This is a genomic window from Streptomyces sp. NPDC007929 (assembly GCF_042959065.1).
Lineage (GTDB): Bacteria > Actinomycetota > Actinomycetes > Streptomycetales > Streptomycetaceae > Streptomyces.
The window spans coordinates 698,030-714,470 of sequence record NZ_JBIBKD010000005.1 but is presented as its reverse complement, the minus strand read 5'-3'; the positions used below and the strand labels follow the sequence as shown (position 1 = coordinate 714,470).

16 protein-coding genes are annotated in these 16,441 nt (G+C 70.1%); 8 read left to right on the top strand and 8 right to left on the bottom strand.

The window, feature by feature from the left end; all coding sequences use genetic code 11:
* Positions 1-306: 306 nt before the first annotated feature.
* The 4 genes from haaT to haaN all read left to right on the top strand — a co-directional run bounded on the left by haaT (position 307) and on the right by haaN (position 5,149).
* The gene (gene haaT, locus ACFZDE_RS20615) at positions 307-3,072 is read left to right on the top strand and encodes a cyclophane-containing RiPP biosynthesis TPR protein HaaT (RefSeq protein ID WP_391201325.1); all 2,766 of its coding nucleotides are present in this window, start codon (positions 307-309) and stop codon (positions 3,070-3,072) included.
* A 127-nt stretch (positions 3,073-3,199) separates the two neighbouring features.
* Positions 3,200-3,403 (top strand): HaaA family cyclophane-containing RiPP peptide, encoded by a 204-nt coding sequence (haaA, locus tag ACFZDE_RS20610; RefSeq protein ID WP_358422640.1) that lies wholly within the window; start codon positions 3,200-3,202, stop codon positions 3,401-3,403.
* A 13-nt stretch (positions 3,404-3,416) separates the two neighbouring features.
* Entirely contained in the window at positions 3,417-4,577 is a 1,161-nt protein-coding gene (locus ACFZDE_RS20605; RefSeq protein ID WP_391201323.1) for an FxsB family cyclophane-forming radical SAM/SPASM peptide maturase, read from the top strand.
* Positions 4,578-4,669: 92 nt separating this feature from the next.
* On the top strand, positions 4,670-5,149 hold the full coding sequence (gene haaN / locus ACFZDE_RS20600) for a cyclophane-containing RiPP N-acetyltransferase HaaN (protein ID WP_338677596.1): 480 nt from the start codon (positions 4,670-4,672) through the stop codon (positions 5,147-5,149).
* 467 nt (positions 5,150-5,616) lie between these two features.
* On the opposite strand, the gene fxlM is transcribed toward haaN, so the two are convergent.
* The 6 genes from fxlM to ACFZDE_RS20570 all read right to left on the bottom strand — a co-directional run bounded on the left by fxlM (position 5,617) and on the right by ACFZDE_RS20570 (position 12,194).
* Complete coding sequence (gene fxlM / locus ACFZDE_RS20595; protein WP_391201321.1) at positions 5,617-6,888, bottom strand: methyltransferase, FxLD system; 1,272 nt, start codon at positions 6,886-6,888, stop codon at positions 5,617-5,619.
* A gap of 31 nt (positions 6,889-6,919) precedes the next feature.
* Positions 6,920-8,095 carry a lanthionine synthetase LanC family protein gene (locus ACFZDE_RS20590; RefSeq protein ID WP_391201320.1) on the bottom strand — a complete coding sequence of 392 codons (1,176 nt, stop codon included), beginning with the start codon at positions 8,093-8,095 and terminating at the stop codon, positions 6,920-6,922.
* Entirely contained in the window at positions 8,095-11,142 is a 3,048-nt protein-coding gene (locus tag ACFZDE_RS20585) for a thiopeptide-type bacteriocin biosynthesis protein (protein WP_391201319.1), read from the bottom strand. Before ACFZDE_RS20585 ends, ACFZDE_RS20590 begins: the two co-directional genes overlap by 1 nt.
* A 79-nt stretch (positions 11,143-11,221) precedes the next feature.
* On the bottom strand, positions 11,222-11,425 hold the full coding sequence (gene fxlA, locus ACFZDE_RS20580) for an FxLD family lanthipeptide (RefSeq protein WP_391201317.1): 204 nt from the start codon (positions 11,423-11,425) through the stop codon (positions 11,222-11,224).
* A gap of 185 nt (positions 11,426-11,610) precedes the next feature.
* Positions 11,611-11,778, bottom strand: a complete 168-nt coding sequence (locus tag ACFZDE_RS20575; RefSeq protein ID WP_164337316.1) for a hypothetical protein — start codon at positions 11,776-11,778, stop codon at positions 11,611-11,613.
* An 8-nt stretch (positions 11,779-11,786) separates the two neighbouring features.
* Complete coding sequence (locus ACFZDE_RS20570; RefSeq protein WP_391201314.1) at positions 11,787-12,194, bottom strand: hypothetical protein; 408 nt, start codon at positions 12,192-12,194, stop codon at positions 11,787-11,789.
* Positions 12,195-12,406: 212 nt separating this feature from the next.
* Between ACFZDE_RS20570 and ACFZDE_RS20565 the strand changes: the two genes are divergently transcribed.
* Positions 12,407-12,952: an ATP-binding protein gene (locus ACFZDE_RS20565; protein ID WP_391201312.1), complete on the top strand. Its 546-nt coding sequence runs from the start codon at positions 12,407-12,409 to the stop codon at positions 12,950-12,952.
* Here ACFZDE_RS20565 and ACFZDE_RS20560 read toward each other — a convergent pair.
* On the bottom strand, positions 12,848-13,552 hold the full coding sequence (locus tag ACFZDE_RS20560; protein ID WP_391201310.1) for a 2'-5' RNA ligase family protein: 705 nt from the start codon (positions 13,550-13,552) through the stop codon (positions 12,848-12,850). The genes ACFZDE_RS20565 and ACFZDE_RS20560 overlap by 105 nt on opposite strands.
* A 55-nt stretch (positions 13,553-13,607) precedes the next feature.
* A complete protein-coding gene (locus ACFZDE_RS20555) occupies positions 13,608-14,948 on the bottom strand; it encodes a hypothetical protein (protein WP_391201308.1) in 1,341 nt (446 codons plus the stop codon).
* 221 nt (positions 14,949-15,169) lie between these two features.
* Here ACFZDE_RS20555 and ACFZDE_RS20550 point away from each other — a divergent pair, with 221 nt between their 5' ends.
* Genes ACFZDE_RS20550 through ACFZDE_RS20540 form a run of 3 tightly spaced genes read left to right on the top strand, consistent with a single transcriptional unit; the run spans position 15,170 to position 16,439 of the window.
* Entirely contained in the window at positions 15,170-16,051 is an 882-nt protein-coding gene (locus ACFZDE_RS20550) for a Scr1 family TA system antitoxin-like transcriptional regulator (protein WP_391201306.1), read from the top strand.
* Positions 16,048-16,305: a DUF397 domain-containing protein gene (locus ACFZDE_RS20545; protein WP_391201304.1), complete on the top strand. Its 258-nt coding sequence runs from the start codon at positions 16,048-16,050 to the stop codon at positions 16,303-16,305. Before ACFZDE_RS20550 ends, ACFZDE_RS20545 begins: the two co-directional genes overlap by 4 nt.
* A gap of 29 nt (positions 16,306-16,334) precedes the next feature.
* Positions 16,335-16,439, top strand: coding sequence for an FAD-binding protein (locus ACFZDE_RS20540; RefSeq protein WP_391201302.1), 105 nt, complete (start codon positions 16,335-16,337; stop codon positions 16,437-16,439).
* Positions 16,440-16,441 lie beyond the last annotated feature (2 nt).

The window sequence follows — 16,441 nt, the reverse complement described above, 5'->3', positions numbered from 1 at the left end:
GGAACTCCTTCGGATACGGCTTGGGCACTGCAACATCCTTCCAGGCCGCTTCTCAGCGAGCCAGGTCAGGTGTCACCCAACCTTGCAGCAGTCCCGGGAGCGGCCACCGCGCCTTGCGGAAGCCGGTGCGCCCCGTGGCTCAGACGCGCCCTTGACCAAGGTCTACGAGGATTGTTCCGTTAGGGAAGTTGGGGCGTTCTACTCGGGGGTTGCCGTCGTGACCAGGTCGGTTGGCAGTGCGTGGTGTCTCTTCAGCGACGCCAGGGGGGAATCGGCTGTTCCCCTGGTTGCTGCCGGGGCCTCCGTATGAGACTCCGGCGCGGGATCGCGATCGCCGTCGTCGCCGGAGGCTGCGCCTTGACCACCATGCTGGTCGGGCTCGTCACGAACGCCGTGTCCGATGAGTCACGGTGGCCCGGCTGGCTGGGGTGGTTACAGGAGCACGCCTGGTTCTCGTTCGTCGTGTTGGGCGTGGCGATGGCGGGACTGACGGCCCTGCTCGCCGGGCTCTCCGAGACGCGGCCTCCCACCCCTCCGGGCCGACCGGAGGATGGAGCAGGGCCAGGGGCCGCCCAGGTGCTGCGTTCGTTGCCACGCGACACCGCCGCGTTCACCGACCGTGCCGCGGAGCTGGAGCGGCTGGTGGGCTCGGTGCGGGCCTCACAGGAGCGTGGCGAGGGGCTGCCCGTTCACGTGATCGACGGCATGCCCGGCGTCGGGAAGACCACCTTCGCCGTGCACGCAGGCCACCTGCTCTCCGAGCGGTTCCCCGACGGACAGCTCTTCGTGAACCTCAACGGGCACACGCCGGGGCGTACTCCTGTGCAGGCCAGCGAGGCGCTCGCCTCGCTTCTCGCGGCCGCCGGCGTGCCGACGCAGCAGATTCCCGTCGGTGACGACATCGGAGCGGTCACGGAGGCTCGGGCCGCCATGTGGCGGAGCAGGCTCGCGGGCAAGAAGGCGCTGCTGATTCTCGACAACGCGGCCAGCTACCGACAGTTGGAGCCGCTGCTCCCCGGTGGGAGCGGGTGTCTGGTGTTGGTGACCAGTCGCAAGCGGCTGGTGGCGAACGAGGAGGTGGTCATGTCGGTGGACGCACTGCCGCCGGATCACGCGGTCGAACTCTTCGTACGGCTCAGTGGGCGACCGGCCGACGCTCTCGGCCGGGATGTGGTGGACGAGTTGGTGCGGCTGTGCGGGTGTCTGCCGCTGGGGGTGTCGCTTCTCGCGGCACGGCTGCGGCACCATCCGTCCTGGAGCGCCGAGGACCTGCGCGGACGGTTGGTGGCGGCGCGGGACCGGCTGGGAGAGCTGCGTGCCGGGGAACGTGCCGTCACCGCTACGTTCGATCTCTCCTATCGGGATCTCGCACCGGAGCGGCAGCACTTCTTCCGACAGCTCGGGGTCTTCCCCGGCACCGATCTCGACTCGCACGTCGGTGCGGCTCTTGCTGAGGTCTCCGTCGTGGTGGCCCGTCGGCACCTTGAGGCGCTGTACGACGACCACCTGATCGACGAGCAACCGGGGAGTCGCTACCGGCTGCACGATCTCCTGCGCGACTACGCTCGCGGTCTCGCCGCCGAGGGAGACAGCATGGACCAAGTACAGGCCGTCCAGCGCGTGTGCACCTACTACCTGGCCGCTCTCGCCGTCGCGAACGGGCACACCGTGCGCAGCGGAGCTGCGGTGCCACCGGCGCCGGACGACACCTCGCAGGTGGAAACCCCGGTCCTGGAGTCGCGGGCGGAAGCCCTGAGCTGGCTGGAGACCGAGCGGGCCAACATCCTGGCCTGCGTCCGGCGGGCTAACGGCCTCGCCCTGTACGACCTCGTGGTCCGGCTCGCCGCGGCCATGGCGCCCTTCCTGCGCCAGGCCGGCCCCTGGGACCAGGCCGTCGGGCTCCACCGGACCGCTGCCGAGGCCGCCCGCCACACCGGCGACCAGCGGGCGCGGGGCGATGCTCTCGCCGAGCTGGGTGTCGTACGACGCTTCATGGCCGCCTACCCACAGGGGATCGAGGCCCTGAACGACGCCGTGACGGCGTACGAAGCAGTCGCCGACCGGCGCGGGAAGGCGGACGCACTCAACCAGCTCGGCATCGTCTGGTACCTGACCGCGGACAACGAGGACGCTGCCCGCGCCCAGACCGAGGCCCTCGCCCTCTACCGTGAGCTGGGCAACCGGCTCGGACAGGCGAACGCGCTTGCCGTTCTCGGCATGACACACCGGCAGATGAGTCGGTTCGACGCCGCGGTGGAGGCGCAGAGCGAGGCCCTGGCGCTCTACCGGGAACTCGGTGATCGGTACGGGGAGGCGAACTCCCTGCGGGACCTGGGGGTCGCGCACTGCCTCACGGGCGCGTACGACCTGGCCGCGCGGCATCACCAGGAAGCGTTCGACATCTACCTGGAGCTGGACGACCGTGTCCATCAGGCTTACGCGCTGAACGAATTGGGTGTCGTCCGACGGCTGACCGGAGACATCGAGGGAGCGCGGACGGCACACAGCCAGGCCCTGACGCACTTCACCGAGCTCGGTGAACGGTTCGGCCGCGCGACCAGCGTCCGCCACCTTGGCGTCGTGGAGCGTGTGACCGGGGATGCGACAGAGGCGATCCGGCTTCTGGAGGAGGCCCTGGGCGCCTATCGCGAGCTCGGCAGCCGCGGGGGTGAGGCCGCCTCGCTAAGCGAGCTGGGCGTGGCGCGCGGCATCGTCGGTGAGCGCGACGGCGCGATCGAGGCGTTCCAACGCGGCTTGGAGATCCTGCGGGACTTGGGCGACCGGTGCGGCGAGGCAGAGGTACTGAACCACTGGGGGATGCTGCTGTTCACCTCCGATGAACCGCCGGCCGCCCGTCGACACTTCGATCAGGCGTTCACGCTCGCGCGGGACATCCGCTGCCCGCTGGAGGAGGCGCGGGCACTGGAGGGCATCGGCCGCTGCGACTGGACGATTGACGGGCCTGGTCACGGAGTGACCTCGCTGCGAGCCGCCGCGACCGTGTACCGGCGATTGGGCGTGAGCGCGGCCGCGGACGACATCGAACGGTTGCTGGTGCCGCGGTCCGGTTGACGCCGACCATGTGGCCGAATTTCCTGTGCCAGGTGGGTGGTTGGAGATGCTACATTTCCGGCTGATCTGTCGCTTCAGCCCCATCGCACCGTGCCACCTCCGGCACGTACCTCACGAGGAGCGTTGAATGCCGTCACCCGCGTCCGTCACCGAGCCACGCACCATCACGCCCGTCGGCCCGGCGTCCGCGGAGCCGACGGCGGCCGGCACCGCCGTCCTGGACCGCGTGGCCGCACGTGTCCGGCAGCGACTGGAGGCCGAGGAGGGCGCGACGAGCCGGGTCGGCGACGGTGCCCACGCGGCCTCGCTCATCTGGCCCTGGCCGCTGTAAGCACATCCGCTCGATGACAGAACCCGAAGGCCCCGTTCCTTTCCGGACGTTCATCCTCAAGGTCGCCAACCGCTGCAACATCGACTGCGACTACTGCTTCGTCTTCAACTCCAGGGACCAAGCGGCGCGGCGCCTGCCCGCCCGAATGGACCTCGCTGTGGCCCAGGCTGCGGCCCGGCGGATCGGTGAACACGCCACCGCGCACGGCCTTCGGACCATCCACGTCGTACTGCACGGCGGGGAGCCGCTTCTCGTCGGCGTCGGGCACATGGCCGGTCTGCTGGAGGCCGTCCGGGACGCCGCGCCGGCCGGGGCCCGGGTCCTCTTCGAGCTCCAGACCAACGGGACTCTTCTGTCCGGTGCCTGGCTGGACCTCTTCGAGCGGTACGAGGTCGCGGTCGGCGTCAGCCTCGATGGGCCGCCACCTGCGAATGACCGGCACCGGCTGACCCACGCCGGGCGGTCGAGCGCCGCCTCCGCCGTCCGCGGCATCGAACTCCTGCGGTCGCGGCCAAACCTGTTCGCGGGGCTGCTCGCCGTCGTGGACCTGGCCAACGACCCCGTGGAGGTCCACGACTACCTGGCGGCGTTCGAACCGCCCGTGATCGACTTCGGCCTGCCGCACGCCACCCACGACGACCCGCCGCACCGCGCCGACTCGCGCGTGCCCGAGTACGGGCTGTGGATGAGCAGGGTGTACGACGCCTGGCTCGCCCGGCCCGAGTGCCGGCACAGCGTCCGAATGCTGGAGGACATCGTGGCCCTCAGCTCTGGCGTGCGCGGTTCGGTGGAGACGCTCGGCCTGGCCCCGCCGACGAGCATCGTGATCGAGTCCGACGGCTCCATCGAGGCCGTGGACACCCTGCGGTCGGTCGAGGAGGGTGCCACCTGGCTCGGGCTCGACGTCCTCCGCCACTCCTTCGACGAAGCTCTGTGGCATCCAAAGCTGCTGCACCGGCAACACGGCAAGGATGCGCTCGCCGAGCAGTGCCGCGCCTGCCCATTCGTGGACGTGTGCGGCGGTGGTTACCTCCCACACCGCTTCAGCGAAGCCCAGGGCTACCGGAACCCGTCTGTCTACTGCGCGGACCTGGAGCACCTCATCCGACACGTCCAGGGCTCCCTGCGGCAGCACGGCTGGAACCCCTACGCGCAGGCCGCCTCGTCGCCGTAGACGCGTGTGCCGTACCGCCCGAAGGGGATCACGCGTTGGAACGGACGAGTGCAGCAGCGACCGAAGCAATCGAGGAAGGACAGGAGGCGCCGATGACCGTGACGATCCGTCCCGCGGAGAAGCGGGACGTCCCGGCCGTGGCCGAGCTGATCGAGGAGATCGAGCGGTTCTACGGGGCGACCGACACAGATATCCAGCCGATCGAGGAGCGCCGCCTCCAGGTGGAAGAAGCCCTCTTCGGCGTGCCACCGCTGGCTTCCGCCCTGCTCGTCGAGGACGAGACCGGGGACATTGTGGGCCTCGCCGCCTATTCCTTCCTCTGGCCGGCCGCCGGTTCCTCGCACTCCCTGTTCCTGAAGGAGCTCTACGTCCGCGACACCCTGCGTCGGCAGGGCATCGGTGCTCGCCTCATGGACGAACTCCGCGCCTTGGCCGCCGCGCGCCCCGGCTGCAGCCGGGTGGAATGGATGGCCGACCGCGACAACCCAGGCGCACGGGCCTTCTACGAGTCGCGCGGGTTCAGCGAGTCCGACGGGAAGATCGTCTACCGGGTCGACTCCAGCACGGCGTGAGGGTGGTACGAGGCCAGTGGAAGTAGAGCGCTGCGACGAGTGCGGCGGCAAGATCGTCATCGGGCTCGGATGCGAGTGTCCGCCGGGCTCGTCGGCGTCGGCGCCCACGCGTTCCGCAGGCACGTTCGTGAAGAGGGAGTGGCGTACTCACCCGGATGACACGATCCTGATCTCCCCGAAGCAGGTCGCGCACAGGCCCGGATGGTGCGACCACATGACCGAGGACGACGTACGGCCCCCGCGCTGGGGGTGGATCCCGAATCCTCCACCTGGGCTCTGGGAGCGGTTGAGCAGTGCTTCTCCGGCGACCGCCACCGCGGGCAATCCGAGGCGACGGGCCGTGCGGCGGTGCACCGACTGTGAGGCGGCCCTCGCGCAGGGCTGACCACTGTGCTCCCACGCCGCCCTGTTCTCGTTTCGGTGGGCGCGGCCGCCCCTGGCAACGGCCGCGCTCGCCTGCGTCGGGATCAGTAGCTGATGACGAGCCGCACGGAGGGCCGGTCGATCACGGCTCCGTCGGCGAGGTCGCTGTCCGGTGTGTCCACGGGGTAGGCCGTGACCACGGGTTCGGCGGTCCGGGCCGGGCTCCAGGCGCGGATCTGCGCGCAGATCCGCTCGGCGAGATCGGCGTCGGCGGGACCGTAGCCGACGGCTCCCAGCCGGAACCGGGGTTCTGTCTCGGGGGCTTCGGCGGTCCGCTCCAGGGTGAGGTACGCGATGGAGTCCCCCTCGACGAGGGCGGGGCTCAGGGCAGGTGAGGCGGGCCTGTGGAGGCCGGCCGCCACCGCTGCGGGCTTCGCGGTGATGCGGCAGGTCGCTCGCTCGGTGGCGCTCAGCCGCAGCCAGACGCCGTCGAACGACTCGACGGGGCCGACCGTCACATCGGTCCAGACGACCGACTTCGGTCGGGTGAGCGCGTCGCGAAGGAGTTCCGGGGCGATGGACTGGTCCTCGTCCCAGTAGAGCCTGACGTGCCGGTCGTCGTCGATGTAGTCGTTCCGCTCTCCGTCCTGGCCGATCACCGGGAGGAAGCCGCACATCTTGACGGAGTCGGACCGCATCCGCTCCTCCTCGCGTTGGAAGGCCACGGCCCTGGAGAGCCCGCGCCACCGCAGCGGGACCACGAGGCGTCCGCCGACGGCGAGCTGGTCCCACCAGGTGCCGGGGAGGTCCCACATGCCGACCGTGGCGATCATCCGGTCGTACGGGCTGAACTCCGGGGCGCCGAGGGCGCCGTCCCTCGTGACGACGCGAACGTCTTCGTATCCGTTGGCGTCCAGCATCCGGCGGGCGTAGGCGGTCACGTCGGGGGCGATGTCGCATGTGGTGACCTGTCCGGACTTCCCGGTGAGGTGCTTGAGCAGGGCGGCGTTGTAGCCGGTGCCAGCCCCGATCTCGAAGACGTTGTCGCCTTCGCGGACGGCGAGCTGGACCAGCATGAAGTGCACGACGTCGGGCTGGGAAGCGCAGCTCAGCGGGAGTGCGTCCTCGTCGGGGTTCTCCTTGATCGTCACGCTCTTGTTGGCGTACGCCTCCTCGATGAGTGCGTCGGGGAGGAAGGCGTGGCGGGGTACGGTCCGCATGGCGGTCTCGACGCGTGCGTCGCGGAGGCCGGAGAGGTCCTCTTTCAGGATGGCGTCGACCAGGCGGTTGCGCAGGTCCTCGGGGGAGGCGCCAGTGGTGGTGTTCCTTTCGGAAGGTGCCCGGCTGTGCGTACGGCAGGGGCAGATCGTTCTCATTTGTTCTGGTGTGCGGATTCGGTTCGCGGCGTCACCCTGTCAGGAGCAGGCAGCAGTCCCAGGGGGCGGTGATCGCCGTGTTGACGGGGTCGGTGAGACGGACCAGGTGGATACCTGCCGTGCCGTCCATCAGGCCGGCCCCGTCCGGCAGTCCGTGGTGGTCCAGGTGCTTGTTGAGCCGAACGTTCAGGCGGCGTAGATGCGACGCGAGTTCGTCGTCGAGGGCATCGGCGGCGGCACGGGAGACGGTCTGTATGAGCCCCGCCCAACCGTGGCAGAGGGAGGCGTCGGTGAGCTGGGCGAGCTGCTGGTCGTCGGCCAGGCATCCGGCCAGGGCCTGCTCGGCCTGGCGTTGCCGGTCACAGTCGCCGAGAGCGAGGCCGGCGAGTTGCTGAGCGCGGGCGATGCCGGGGGTGCCGTAGCACCAGGACGGGCGTCTCGGTCCTGGGCGCTGGAGCTCGCCGCGTCGGTGTTCGGCTCGGTTGATCAGGTCCGGCCACCAGGCGCGCGAGCCGGTGCCGTTGCGCCACCGGTCGAGCCATTCGCAGATTCGGGTGATGGCTTGCGTCTGTCCGGGCACCGTGTGGCCGTGTCGCAGGGCTGTGGCCAGCAGCGCCAGCGGTCCGGTGATGCCGTGGGCGAGGCCGAAGTTACCGTGACCGCCGGGCCATCGCGGCGTCGGTCGCAGATCGGGACTGTCTCCCGTCCACCAGCCGGGCAGACGTTGCGCTTCGATGGTGATCGGTTCCGTCAGCCGCACCAGGTATGCGAGGACGTCCTGAAGCTCCGTCTTGTGACCGCGGTGCAGGTGGTACACGCCCAGCCCAGTCAGTCCGCTGATGAGGTCGTACTCGCCCAGGGTGGGCAACGCGCCGCGATCGATGCGGGCGTGTGCCCGCTGGAGTCGTTGGCGTGTGACGTCGGCGAGGTGTGTGTCCAGGGTCGCCAGGGCGCGAGTGGAGGTGTTCGTGTACGTGAAGCTGAGGACGTACGCGACGGCCGGGGCGCCCTCGTACAGACCGCATGCCTCGGGGGCGGCCTGGATCGGGCCCTTGAGCATGGCGGCGGCCCATGGCCGGAGCGCGTCCCTGTCGTCTTCGCCGGTGTGTGCCCTGACGGCGTGCAGCAGGGCGACTCCCGCCGCGCCGGAGTACAGCGACTGGCCCCAGCCGGGCCCGGTGGGTGTGGGCGGCGCGTCGTAGCTCATCAGCTGTCCCCCGGCCAGGCGGCCCATGCGACGGCGGACTGACGGGCAAGGCGGCGGCAGATTCTCTCGTCCTCCCGGTCCAGGCCACGCAGGCGGTTGTGGTGCATGTGCAGCAAGGATTCCAGGACGGAGTCGAGGTCCATGCTCTCGGCGAGGCCCTCGCGATACAGCGCCAGGGCCACGGCGCGACGGTGCCACGCTTGGACGAGCGCTTCGCCCCAGCCCCGGGCATGAGGCGTAGTGCGGCGAACGAGTTCGATGGCCTGGTCGCAGACGCCTCGCTCGACGCGAGCCGGAGGCGCGGGCCGGTTCGCCAGCCACCGCATGCCCTCGTCGGGGCCGAGCAAGCCGCAGGCGATGTCCACCATGCCGACCGCGGTCAGCGCGCGTCCGTCGACGCCGTCGACTCCGGGGCCCTTCAAGGCGGCGAGGGCGTAGGCCGAGTCGGCCGTGAACACCGCCTCGGCACAGCGCAGGGCGGCGCCTGGGCCGTAACGGCCGATCTCGGGGGTGTACGTGTCGAACACGAGCTTGCTACTGAGCCCCTCGCGGCGCAGCCCGGTGGCCCATCCAGCGACGAGCTCAGTGCAGGCGGCGTACTGTCCGGGGCTGCGGGTGCGGATGCGCAGGCGCAGGTGGTCGAGGTCGTGCGGGGTCCGGTAGCGGACGAACCACCACTCGGGTGTACCTGGGAGTTGAGCCACGAGCCTCGCGAGGTGGGTGCCGATCAGCTCATCGAGCTGTTCGGGGTGGCTGTAGATCTTGGCGTTCAGCCAGGGTGCCTGTACCGCCCCCGGTACAGGCCCGAGGGTGCTGTTGGTGAGCATGGGGAGGAAGCCGGAGAGCGGGTCGGGTATCGGCCGACGGGTGCTGGTCATCGGCAGGGCGATCTCGTGGACGTGGCCGCCGATCCAGCCGTAGGTCTCCTCGGCCGGCGCCTCCGTCAGCACGGCATGGCCTTCCCGGTCCAGGTGGGCACGCAGGACGGTGGCGTGGGTGGGCACGTCGAGTTGGAGCCGACGTGTCCGGTCGTCCTCCCGCAGCTCGACGGCACCGTGGCAGTGCCACCGCTTCCGCCACCGGCCGAGGGCGTCAGTCCACTCCCGCGTGTCCGCGCCGCGGCTTGGAAGGTCGTCGGCGGTCAGGTTCCAGCGACTGGGAGAGAGGATGACGCGCCCGTAGCGGACGCGCGGCAGGAACGGCAGCCGTGCGCCGTGCGGCCCCCAGTCGAAGCTGGTCCAGGCAGGGCCGAAGGAGCGGGTCAGGTGCGCCAGGAACCTGGCCAGGGGCGGGGGTTGCTTGTCCAGGGCCATGGCGTGGAAGACCTGCGGGTCCACCAAGCGACGGCGGGAGATGCTGACCAGGTACAGCCGGATGTGCGTGGCCGTGACCGCGAGGTCGTCGACGTCGATGACCGTCGGCGCGGTGTCATCCGGGCTGCGATGCTCGCCCAACGGGATCACGTGTGGAAGATAAGCGGGGATGCGGGCGACGTTCTCTGTGTGCGGGTACAGCGGCGGGAAGGAGAGCTGCGCGGTCAGCGCGTTCTCGACTCCCGTGGGAACTTGGCGGTAGACCTCGTCGAGTCCCGTGCCAATGGCGACCGGAGTGAACCGGGAGGTGAGCGTGCCCGCGGCGCGGGCCGGTGTCACCGTGAGCGTGAAGTCCCCGCGCTCCAGGGCGGACAAGCTGTCGGCGTGCAGGCGCGCGCACATCTCCACGTGGGGTGGTGCCTCCTGCTCGGTCGGCGCATCGCCGGCCAGGCGGTCGATCAGGTCGTCGGTGAGGACGATCTCTCTGCTGCCGTCAGCCAGTGCCTGCCAGGCCAGGGCCAGCAGCCGCTCGTCACGCTCGGAGACTGCCGGTGGCGGTGGGGTCATGCGGCTGCCGGGGTACTCGGCTGGATAGCCGAGCCCGGACGCCGGGTCGACGACCTCCTTCACCGGCACGAGCGTGCCGGTGCCATACCGCTCCCAGAACGCGACCTGGTACTCCTTCCACACACCCTGGCCCGCCGGTCGGCGCGTGAGCCGCAGTAGAGCATCGGCAGCCCTTTCCATCTCCTGCGCGACGCTCTCGGGGATCCGTACCTCGGCGTCCAGCCTCAGGTCGACGGCCAAGGGGCTTCGGCCCGCGTCGGAGAGCCCACGCAGTCGACCCGTGAGTTCCTCCCGAGCCGGCCCTTGCGCGCTCGCCGGGCGCCGGTTGTGCTCGTGTACGGCGCGTTGCACCGCTTCCAGCTCGTGCAGGACCTGCGCGACCTGCGGCACCGTGCCCGCGTCCGCGCCGTGCAGCCGGTCAATCAGGTGGGACAGCGGATCGGTGTTGGTCATCGGCGCGCGCAAACTGGTGATCAGAAATTTCTCGCGCACCAGCGCGCCGAGCAGTGTGCGGATGTTCTGCGGCTCGGTTCGGGGGAAGGATGCGGCCAACTGCTCGGCGAGGGCAGCGAAGTGGACCTGCCAGCGTGCCAGGTCCTCGATCACGCGTACTGCGCTGGTGCGCCGGATGGTGGCGCCCATCGGTCCGCCGTGTGGGACGTGCAGGCGTCCGCCGCGGCGCGCCGCCAGGTTGTTCAGGACGACATCCAGGCGCTCCAGCAGGGCCGGGCACGCCTCCAAGCGGACGATGACGTCGTCCAGGCACTCGGTGTCCACCCGGGCCACGGCCTGGTGTGCGTCGCCCCACCTCACGTGTGGCGTCGAGCCCACGCTGGCTGCGGTGACTCCCGCGAAGAGGCCGAACGGGGTCGGTCGCCCGGTAGCGCGCAACAAGTAGCGGACGGTGGCCATGGCGGCGCGCCGGACCTGCTTGGAGCGTGTCGGCTGCCCGGCGCAGATCGCGTCGACCCGCGTGGCGAGATCGCCGCTCGCCTGCCGGACGGCGTCGGCGAACCGCGCATCGGCCCACACCTGCCTCAGCCACCTGCCGCACGCATCCGTGTCGGACGGGTCAGGCCACCATGTCGGCAGACCCGTCAGCGGCATCGCGGCGGCCCGGAGCAGCGCCGCGCCTGTGTGCTGGTAGAGCTTTCCGTCGCTTCCCATCCCCATGCCTCCGCCGTCAGTGCTGTGAACGAGCGGGGTCGGGGGCGGCAGCGCCCCCGACCCCGTGCACGGGCCGTCGTCAGACGGCGCTGGCGCAGGACGAGGCGCAGGAGGCCGCGCACCCGTCACCGGTGCCGCACGCCTTGGGAAGCAGGTCGGCGCCGATCTCCGTGACGATGGTCAGGTCGACGTCGAACGGGTCGGCGGGCGCCTCTGGGGCGGCCGTCACAGCGGACGCCCCGCTGGTGGCCGTCATGATCTGGCTGAGCATGGTTGCGGTCATCGCACTTCCTCTTCTGTCGGAAGGTTCCGAACGGTTCGTCGTGCCGCCCGGCCTGCGTATGGATTGCCGCAGGGCCGGGTTTCTGCGTTCGCACCTTGGGTGCGGCCCCTCTCCGGTTGATCGGATTCCGTGGGGGACATGGATTCGGAGCATCCGGAGAGGGGGGTCGAGGACACGGGCCGGGGCTACCGGGACTGGCCCGCGTAGAGCGTGGTCAAGGTTGTGCCGGTCACCAGGACGGGCAGGAACAGCACCTGGAAGGTGCCGAAGCCGAACCGACCGATGTACGTAGCCGGATGCCGCAGCACCCATCCGACCTGGCCGAGCAGCTGCAGGAGCAACCGTTGCCGCATCCGGGCCATCACGCCGCCGACCGCCGTGCGACCGTGGCGCCTGCGGCATCGACGACCGCCCACGGGGTCGTGATCAGCGCTCCGGTGCGAGCCTGCCAGGCAGCGAGGTTCGCCCTGTCCTCCTCCAGATGCCCCAGCATCACGAGCAGAGGGGTGACGATCCCGGCCGCCTTCCCCTGCTCGACCGCGGCCAAAGCGTTGTGCCAGCCCTCGCACAGGGCGCGGCTCTCGAACGGTGCCGCCCGGTCGACGAACGTCTCGACCGCCTCCCAGCCGGCATCGGCCACGTACCGCCGTGCGCTGGCCACGCTGTGGTCGGCGGCCTCACTGAGTGACGCGGGCAGACAGGCGTACACCACCAGGCGCGTGCTCGGGGGCACCTCGTGTGGTGCGGTCTGCCTCGCACTGCCGCTCATTCCGCGTTACCTCCAGCCAGGTGAGCCGAGACGCCAAGGGTCCGGCGCCTCGACGAAGAGCCTCGCCGGGGCCAGTCGGCGGCGGTACGCCGTCAGCACGCCGTTCGTCCGCCGTCCGGCGGCGCGCGAAGAGGCGGAGCCGTGGCGTACCGCCGCGGCTCAGGCGTAGCGAGGCTGATCGGTCCAGTGCCAAGCGGAAACGAGAAGTGGCGATGGACGCGGTGGACGAAGAGCGCCTCTGCAGGCGAACGCCAGTACGGCGTCATTGGGTGAAGCTGGCCGATTGCACCGAGCCTTCGGGCCTCGCGCGCAGACACGTACGAGAGCTCCTCGAGGGCCATGCCGAGCCGGAGCGGGTCGACGATGCCGTTCTGATCGCCTCGGAGCTCGTGGGCAACGCGCTCAGGCACACAGCCGGCGGACCGGACTGCATGTGCGTGGAGGTCTACCGGAACGTGGCGGTACTGCGGGTCCATGACGCGGGACGGGATGTCTCCAGGGTCCGGGCACGCTCCGTGGAGGAGTCGGTGGAGGAGTTGACGGGCAGTGGTCTCGGACTGCTGCTCGTCGGGGAGTTGGCCTCCACGTGGTCCGTCCGGCCGACCGCGATCGGCAAGGAAGTGGTCGTGGTTCTCGCCTTGGGCGCCAGCGGGCTACCCGAGCGTGACGTTCCTCCGCACATCCCAGCGGTACGTCCGCCCCTCACGGCGGAGCTCCACCAACTGGACGGCGGGCACGAAGAGTTCGACAGCCGGTAGAGCGCGAAGTCCTGAGACCGTCTCCACAACGGGCGCGGCGGGGCGCCGGCGGTTGTTGTACGCGAGGCTCAGGTGCGGCCGGAATGCGGACGTCGGCTTCTTCGGGGCCAGACCGACGCTGCTCCCTGCCTTGGCCAGCGCATGGTGCAGCCGGAGCAGGGGTTCCCAGGGGCCGAGGGACAGGCGGACGGCGCCTCGGGAGCCGGCCAGCGGCATGGCATGTACCGAGAACCCGGAGGGCAGCAGTGCCTCGGCGTCCCGCGCCAGGCTGTCCAGCTGGCCGGGGGTGACGGCGTCGGGCCTTCCGACTCGGGCGAGGGTGATGTGCAAGCCGTCCGTCGGCACCGGGTCGAGGCCGAGGGGCGCCAGCTCCTTCTGGCAGTGCCTGGCGAGAGTCGCGAGCCGCTGATCGTCCGGGAAGGTCAGCATCCAGTAGTACGCCCGGCTGCCGTCCGACCAGCCGGGGCGTGCCCAGTGGTCGGTCATCTCGTCGAGTGCGCTGAACGCCGCCCAGTCGTGGGCCGCGGTGACCGCCGGGTCGTGCGTGTCGGCGGGGGGCTCGGCGGGGAACGCGGCGGGATCGGCGCTGAGCAGGGACACCCGACGTACTCCTTCGGCTTCACACTGCCCCGAAGTACGACGACACCCACGGCGCCTACGACGCGGATGACGCCATGGCCAGGGCCGCTGGCTGCGAGCTCCAGGTCCGGAACTCGTCGCCATAATCGCGTACAGCCGAATGATCACGCCACGGCCCGGCCTGCTCATGCAGGTCACGGGAGCGTTGGTAGACGGAGCTGATCGGTGTGTCTCCGCACAGCCGCAGGGCCTCACGGCCCAGCGCCATCGCGTGGTCGATGTCGGGCGTGCGCTGCTGCAGCAGCGCGGTGGCGACGTCGAGGCGTACGAGCGAACGGCTCCAGGAGGAGGTCGAGTGCTCCACCAGATCGTCGATGTGCTCGGCGTCGCGCAGTACCTGGGCCGTGTTGCGCAGCGCCACGTGTGACGTGACGGCGTTGGCCAGCGTCCTCGCCCGTCCGTACGGCTCGAAGGAGATGCAGGAGGTCAGCCCGACGGGTAGCTCGTGGAGGTCGGAGAGGCGGAGTGCCTGTCCGATGGACTGCTCGACGGCACGCCGGTCGCCAGTCTTGCCGAGGGCCCGTGCCCGGCCGTTGGCGAGCAGGCGGACGCACTGGGCGTGGCGTGGAGCGCGCTCGACAGCCGCGGCCGCGCAGGCGTCCGCCTCGTCGTACCGGCCGGCGTAGTAGAGGCTGAAGGAGAGCGTTCCGCACGCCCAGAGGTCGGTGTCCAGGTCGCCGATCTCACGGCTGAGTTCCCGGGCTTCGGTGCAGTACGCCTCCGAGAGCGCGAAGTCGCCCGTGTTCACCGCCATGTAGCCGAGCAGGCCGGAGACACGGGCGGCGAGGCGGAAGAGCTCCCGGCGCGTGCGTGGGGGCTGGCGGCCGTCGAGGAGGGTGTGGGCGAGCTGCCGTACGTGGCGGGCCTGGGGACGGAGTACGTACGGCCCGTCCTGTTCGTACCGGCTGGCGATGCCCTCCAGAGAGGAGTCGAGGAAGGCGAGCGTCGCGTCGTCGGCGTTGCTGGCCGTGAGCTGCCGGGTCCGGGTGACGATGTCCAGTGGGTTCTCGTCGTCCTCTCGTGGCGGAGGCGCACTCGTCGCCTGCTGGGCCGTGCTTGACTCCTCGTCGTGGTCGTGCGCGGAGTCGTCGTCGTACGCCGTGGAGAACAGCTGGGACACGGGTCTGCCCAGCATGTGCTCCAGGACTCGGCAGGCGTCAGGACGGGGCAGAGTCAGCAACTCCCCGCCGTACCAGCGGTCGAACTGACGTGGAGAGACCTGGAGGGACGCCAGGCGGGGGTCGCGGTCGAGCTCTGCCAGCCGGGCGGCGGCCCGCTCGTACTGGGCGGCGAAAGCCTCGTGCGTCGTCAGGTGCCGTTGCTGGAGCAGCTGCCGAAGCAGCGTTGTCCGAGGCATGGCCCACCCTCCTGGTGCGGCGTGCAGGACCGACGCGAAGGCGCGTGCCGGTAGCGCGGTCGTGGCCTGCTCGCCCATCGGTCGGCTGCGGCGCATGCCCGTACGAACGCGCGCCGTGACTCCTGACAGCATGCCGACGCAACCACCAACTAGGCAATATGTCTGGTGAAGTTGACCCGTATGGGTTGTAGAGGTGTCGCCGGTACAGAGAGACTTCCGGCATGGCCTTGAAGAGAAGCCTGGTCCCACAGTCGGTGTACCGGCGACAACTCGCGGCACGGCTGAAGGAACTGCGTGACGCGACCGGGCTCACCCTCACCGAGGTCGCCGACCAACTGGAGGTCAACCAGGGGTCGCTGAGCCGGATCGAGAACGGCGAACGCGGTACGACGCCGGTCCTCGTCCGGGCACTGCTGGACCTGTACGGCGTCGACGACGAGCATCGGCGCGCCGACGTGCTCGACCTCGTACGGGCGGACAAGGAGCAGCAGAAGCCCTGGTGGCGGAAGTACTCGACGGTGCTCACCCCGACGCGCTACGACGGGTACCTCGCGCTGGAGGCCGGCGCGACGCACCTCGCCAGCTACCAGCCGATGCTCGTGCCGGGGCTGCTCCAAACCGAGGACTACGCGCGTGCCGTGATCGCCCAGATGAGGAAGGACCTGTCCCCGCCGCAGGTCGAGTCCCTGGTCAGGGTCCGCATGGAGCGGCAGAACAGCCGCCTCGGCGGCGAGGCCCCCGCCAGACTCTGGGCGATCCTCGACGAAGCCGTGCTGCGACGGACAATCGGCTCCGTCGAAGTGATGCGCGACCAGATGCGGAAGCTCGTGGAGGCAAGCGAGCAGCCCAACATCACGGTGCAGCTGCTGCCGTTCTCACTCGGAGCGCATCCCGGGCTGTACGGCCCGTTCGTCATCCTGACGTTCCCGCCCCCAACGCCGGACCTGGTGTGGCTGGAGAATCCCAAGAACTCCGTGTATCTCGAGTCTCCAGAGGACGTGGAGAACTACACAGACATCTTCGACCAGTTGAGAAGCACCGCCCTCGACCCGTCGGAGACCCGCACCCGCATCGCACGCATCAGCAAGGAGCTCGAAGAGTGAGCACGCCCCGCATGGCCGCCCCGCACGATGTCACGGCAGCCCCGTACGACGTCGATCTCGCGCACGCGCGGTGGCAGAAGAGCTCGTACAGCGGGGGTGCGAACGACTGCGTGGAAGTCGCTGCACTGGGCGACCACGCCGCAGTGCGCGACTCCAAGGACACCCACCGTGGGCCGTTGCTCTTCTCAACGGCGGCGATGCGCGCGCTGGTCAGCGGGATCGCCAGCGAGTCAATCAGTGAGCGTTGGTGCTGAGAAGCGAGCTGGCGCGTGCGGACGGAGCCGTGACAGTCCTCGTAGTGGGCGTAGGTGTCTCCGGTCTCACGACGGGCTTGGCGCTGTTGGAAGCCGGGTTCTCCGTACGGCTGGTGGCCAAGGAGAAGACTTGACC

Excerpts from the sequence above, each read along its gene's own strand:
- ACFZDE_RS20605 (WP_391201323.1), top strand. The coding sequence starts at position 3,417 with ATGACAGAACCCGAAGGCCCCGTTCCTTTCCGGACGTTCATCCTCAAG.
- ACFZDE_RS20555 (WP_391201308.1), bottom strand. The coding sequence starts at position 14,948 with ATGCCTCGGACAACGCTGCTTCGGCAGCTGCTCCAGCAACGGCACCTG.
- ACFZDE_RS20570 (WP_391201314.1), bottom strand. The coding sequence starts at position 12,194 with ATGAGCGGCAGTGCGAGGCAGACCGCACCACACGAGGTGCCCCCGAGC.
- ACFZDE_RS20590 (WP_391201320.1), bottom strand. The coding sequence starts at position 8,095 with ATGAGCTACGACGCGCCGCCCACACCCACCGGGCCCGGCTGGGGCCAG.
- ACFZDE_RS20575 (WP_164337316.1), bottom strand. The coding sequence starts at position 11,778 with ATGCGGCAACGGTTGCTCCTGCAGCTGCTCGGCCAGGTCGGATGGGTG.
- ACFZDE_RS20550 (WP_391201306.1), top strand. The coding sequence starts at position 15,170 with ATGGCCTTGAAGAGAAGCCTGGTCCCACAGTCGGTGTACCGGCGACAA.
- ACFZDE_RS20585 (WP_391201319.1), bottom strand. The coding sequence starts at position 11,142 with ATGGGAAGCGACGGAAAGCTCTACCAGCACACAGGCGCGGCGCTGCTC.
- fxlM (WP_391201321.1), bottom strand. The coding sequence starts at position 6,888 with ATGAGAACGATCTGCCCCTGCCGTACGCACAGCCGGGCACCTTCCGAA.
- haaN (WP_338677596.1), top strand. The coding sequence starts at position 4,670 with ATGACCGTGACGATCCGTCCCGCGGAGAAGCGGGACGTCCCGGCCGTG.
- fxlA (WP_391201317.1), bottom strand. The coding sequence starts at position 11,425 with ATGACCGCAACCATGCTCAGCCAGATCATGACGGCCACCAGCGGGGCG.
- haaT (WP_391201325.1), top strand. The coding sequence starts at position 307 with ATGAGACTCCGGCGCGGGATCGCGATCGCCGTCGTCGCCGGAGGCTGC.
- ACFZDE_RS20565 (WP_391201312.1), top strand. The coding sequence starts at position 12,407 with ATGGACGCGGTGGACGAAGAGCGCCTCTGCAGGCGAACGCCAGTACGG.
- haaA (WP_358422640.1), top strand. The coding sequence starts at position 3,200 with ATGCCGTCACCCGCGTCCGTCACCGAGCCACGCACCATCACGCCCGTC.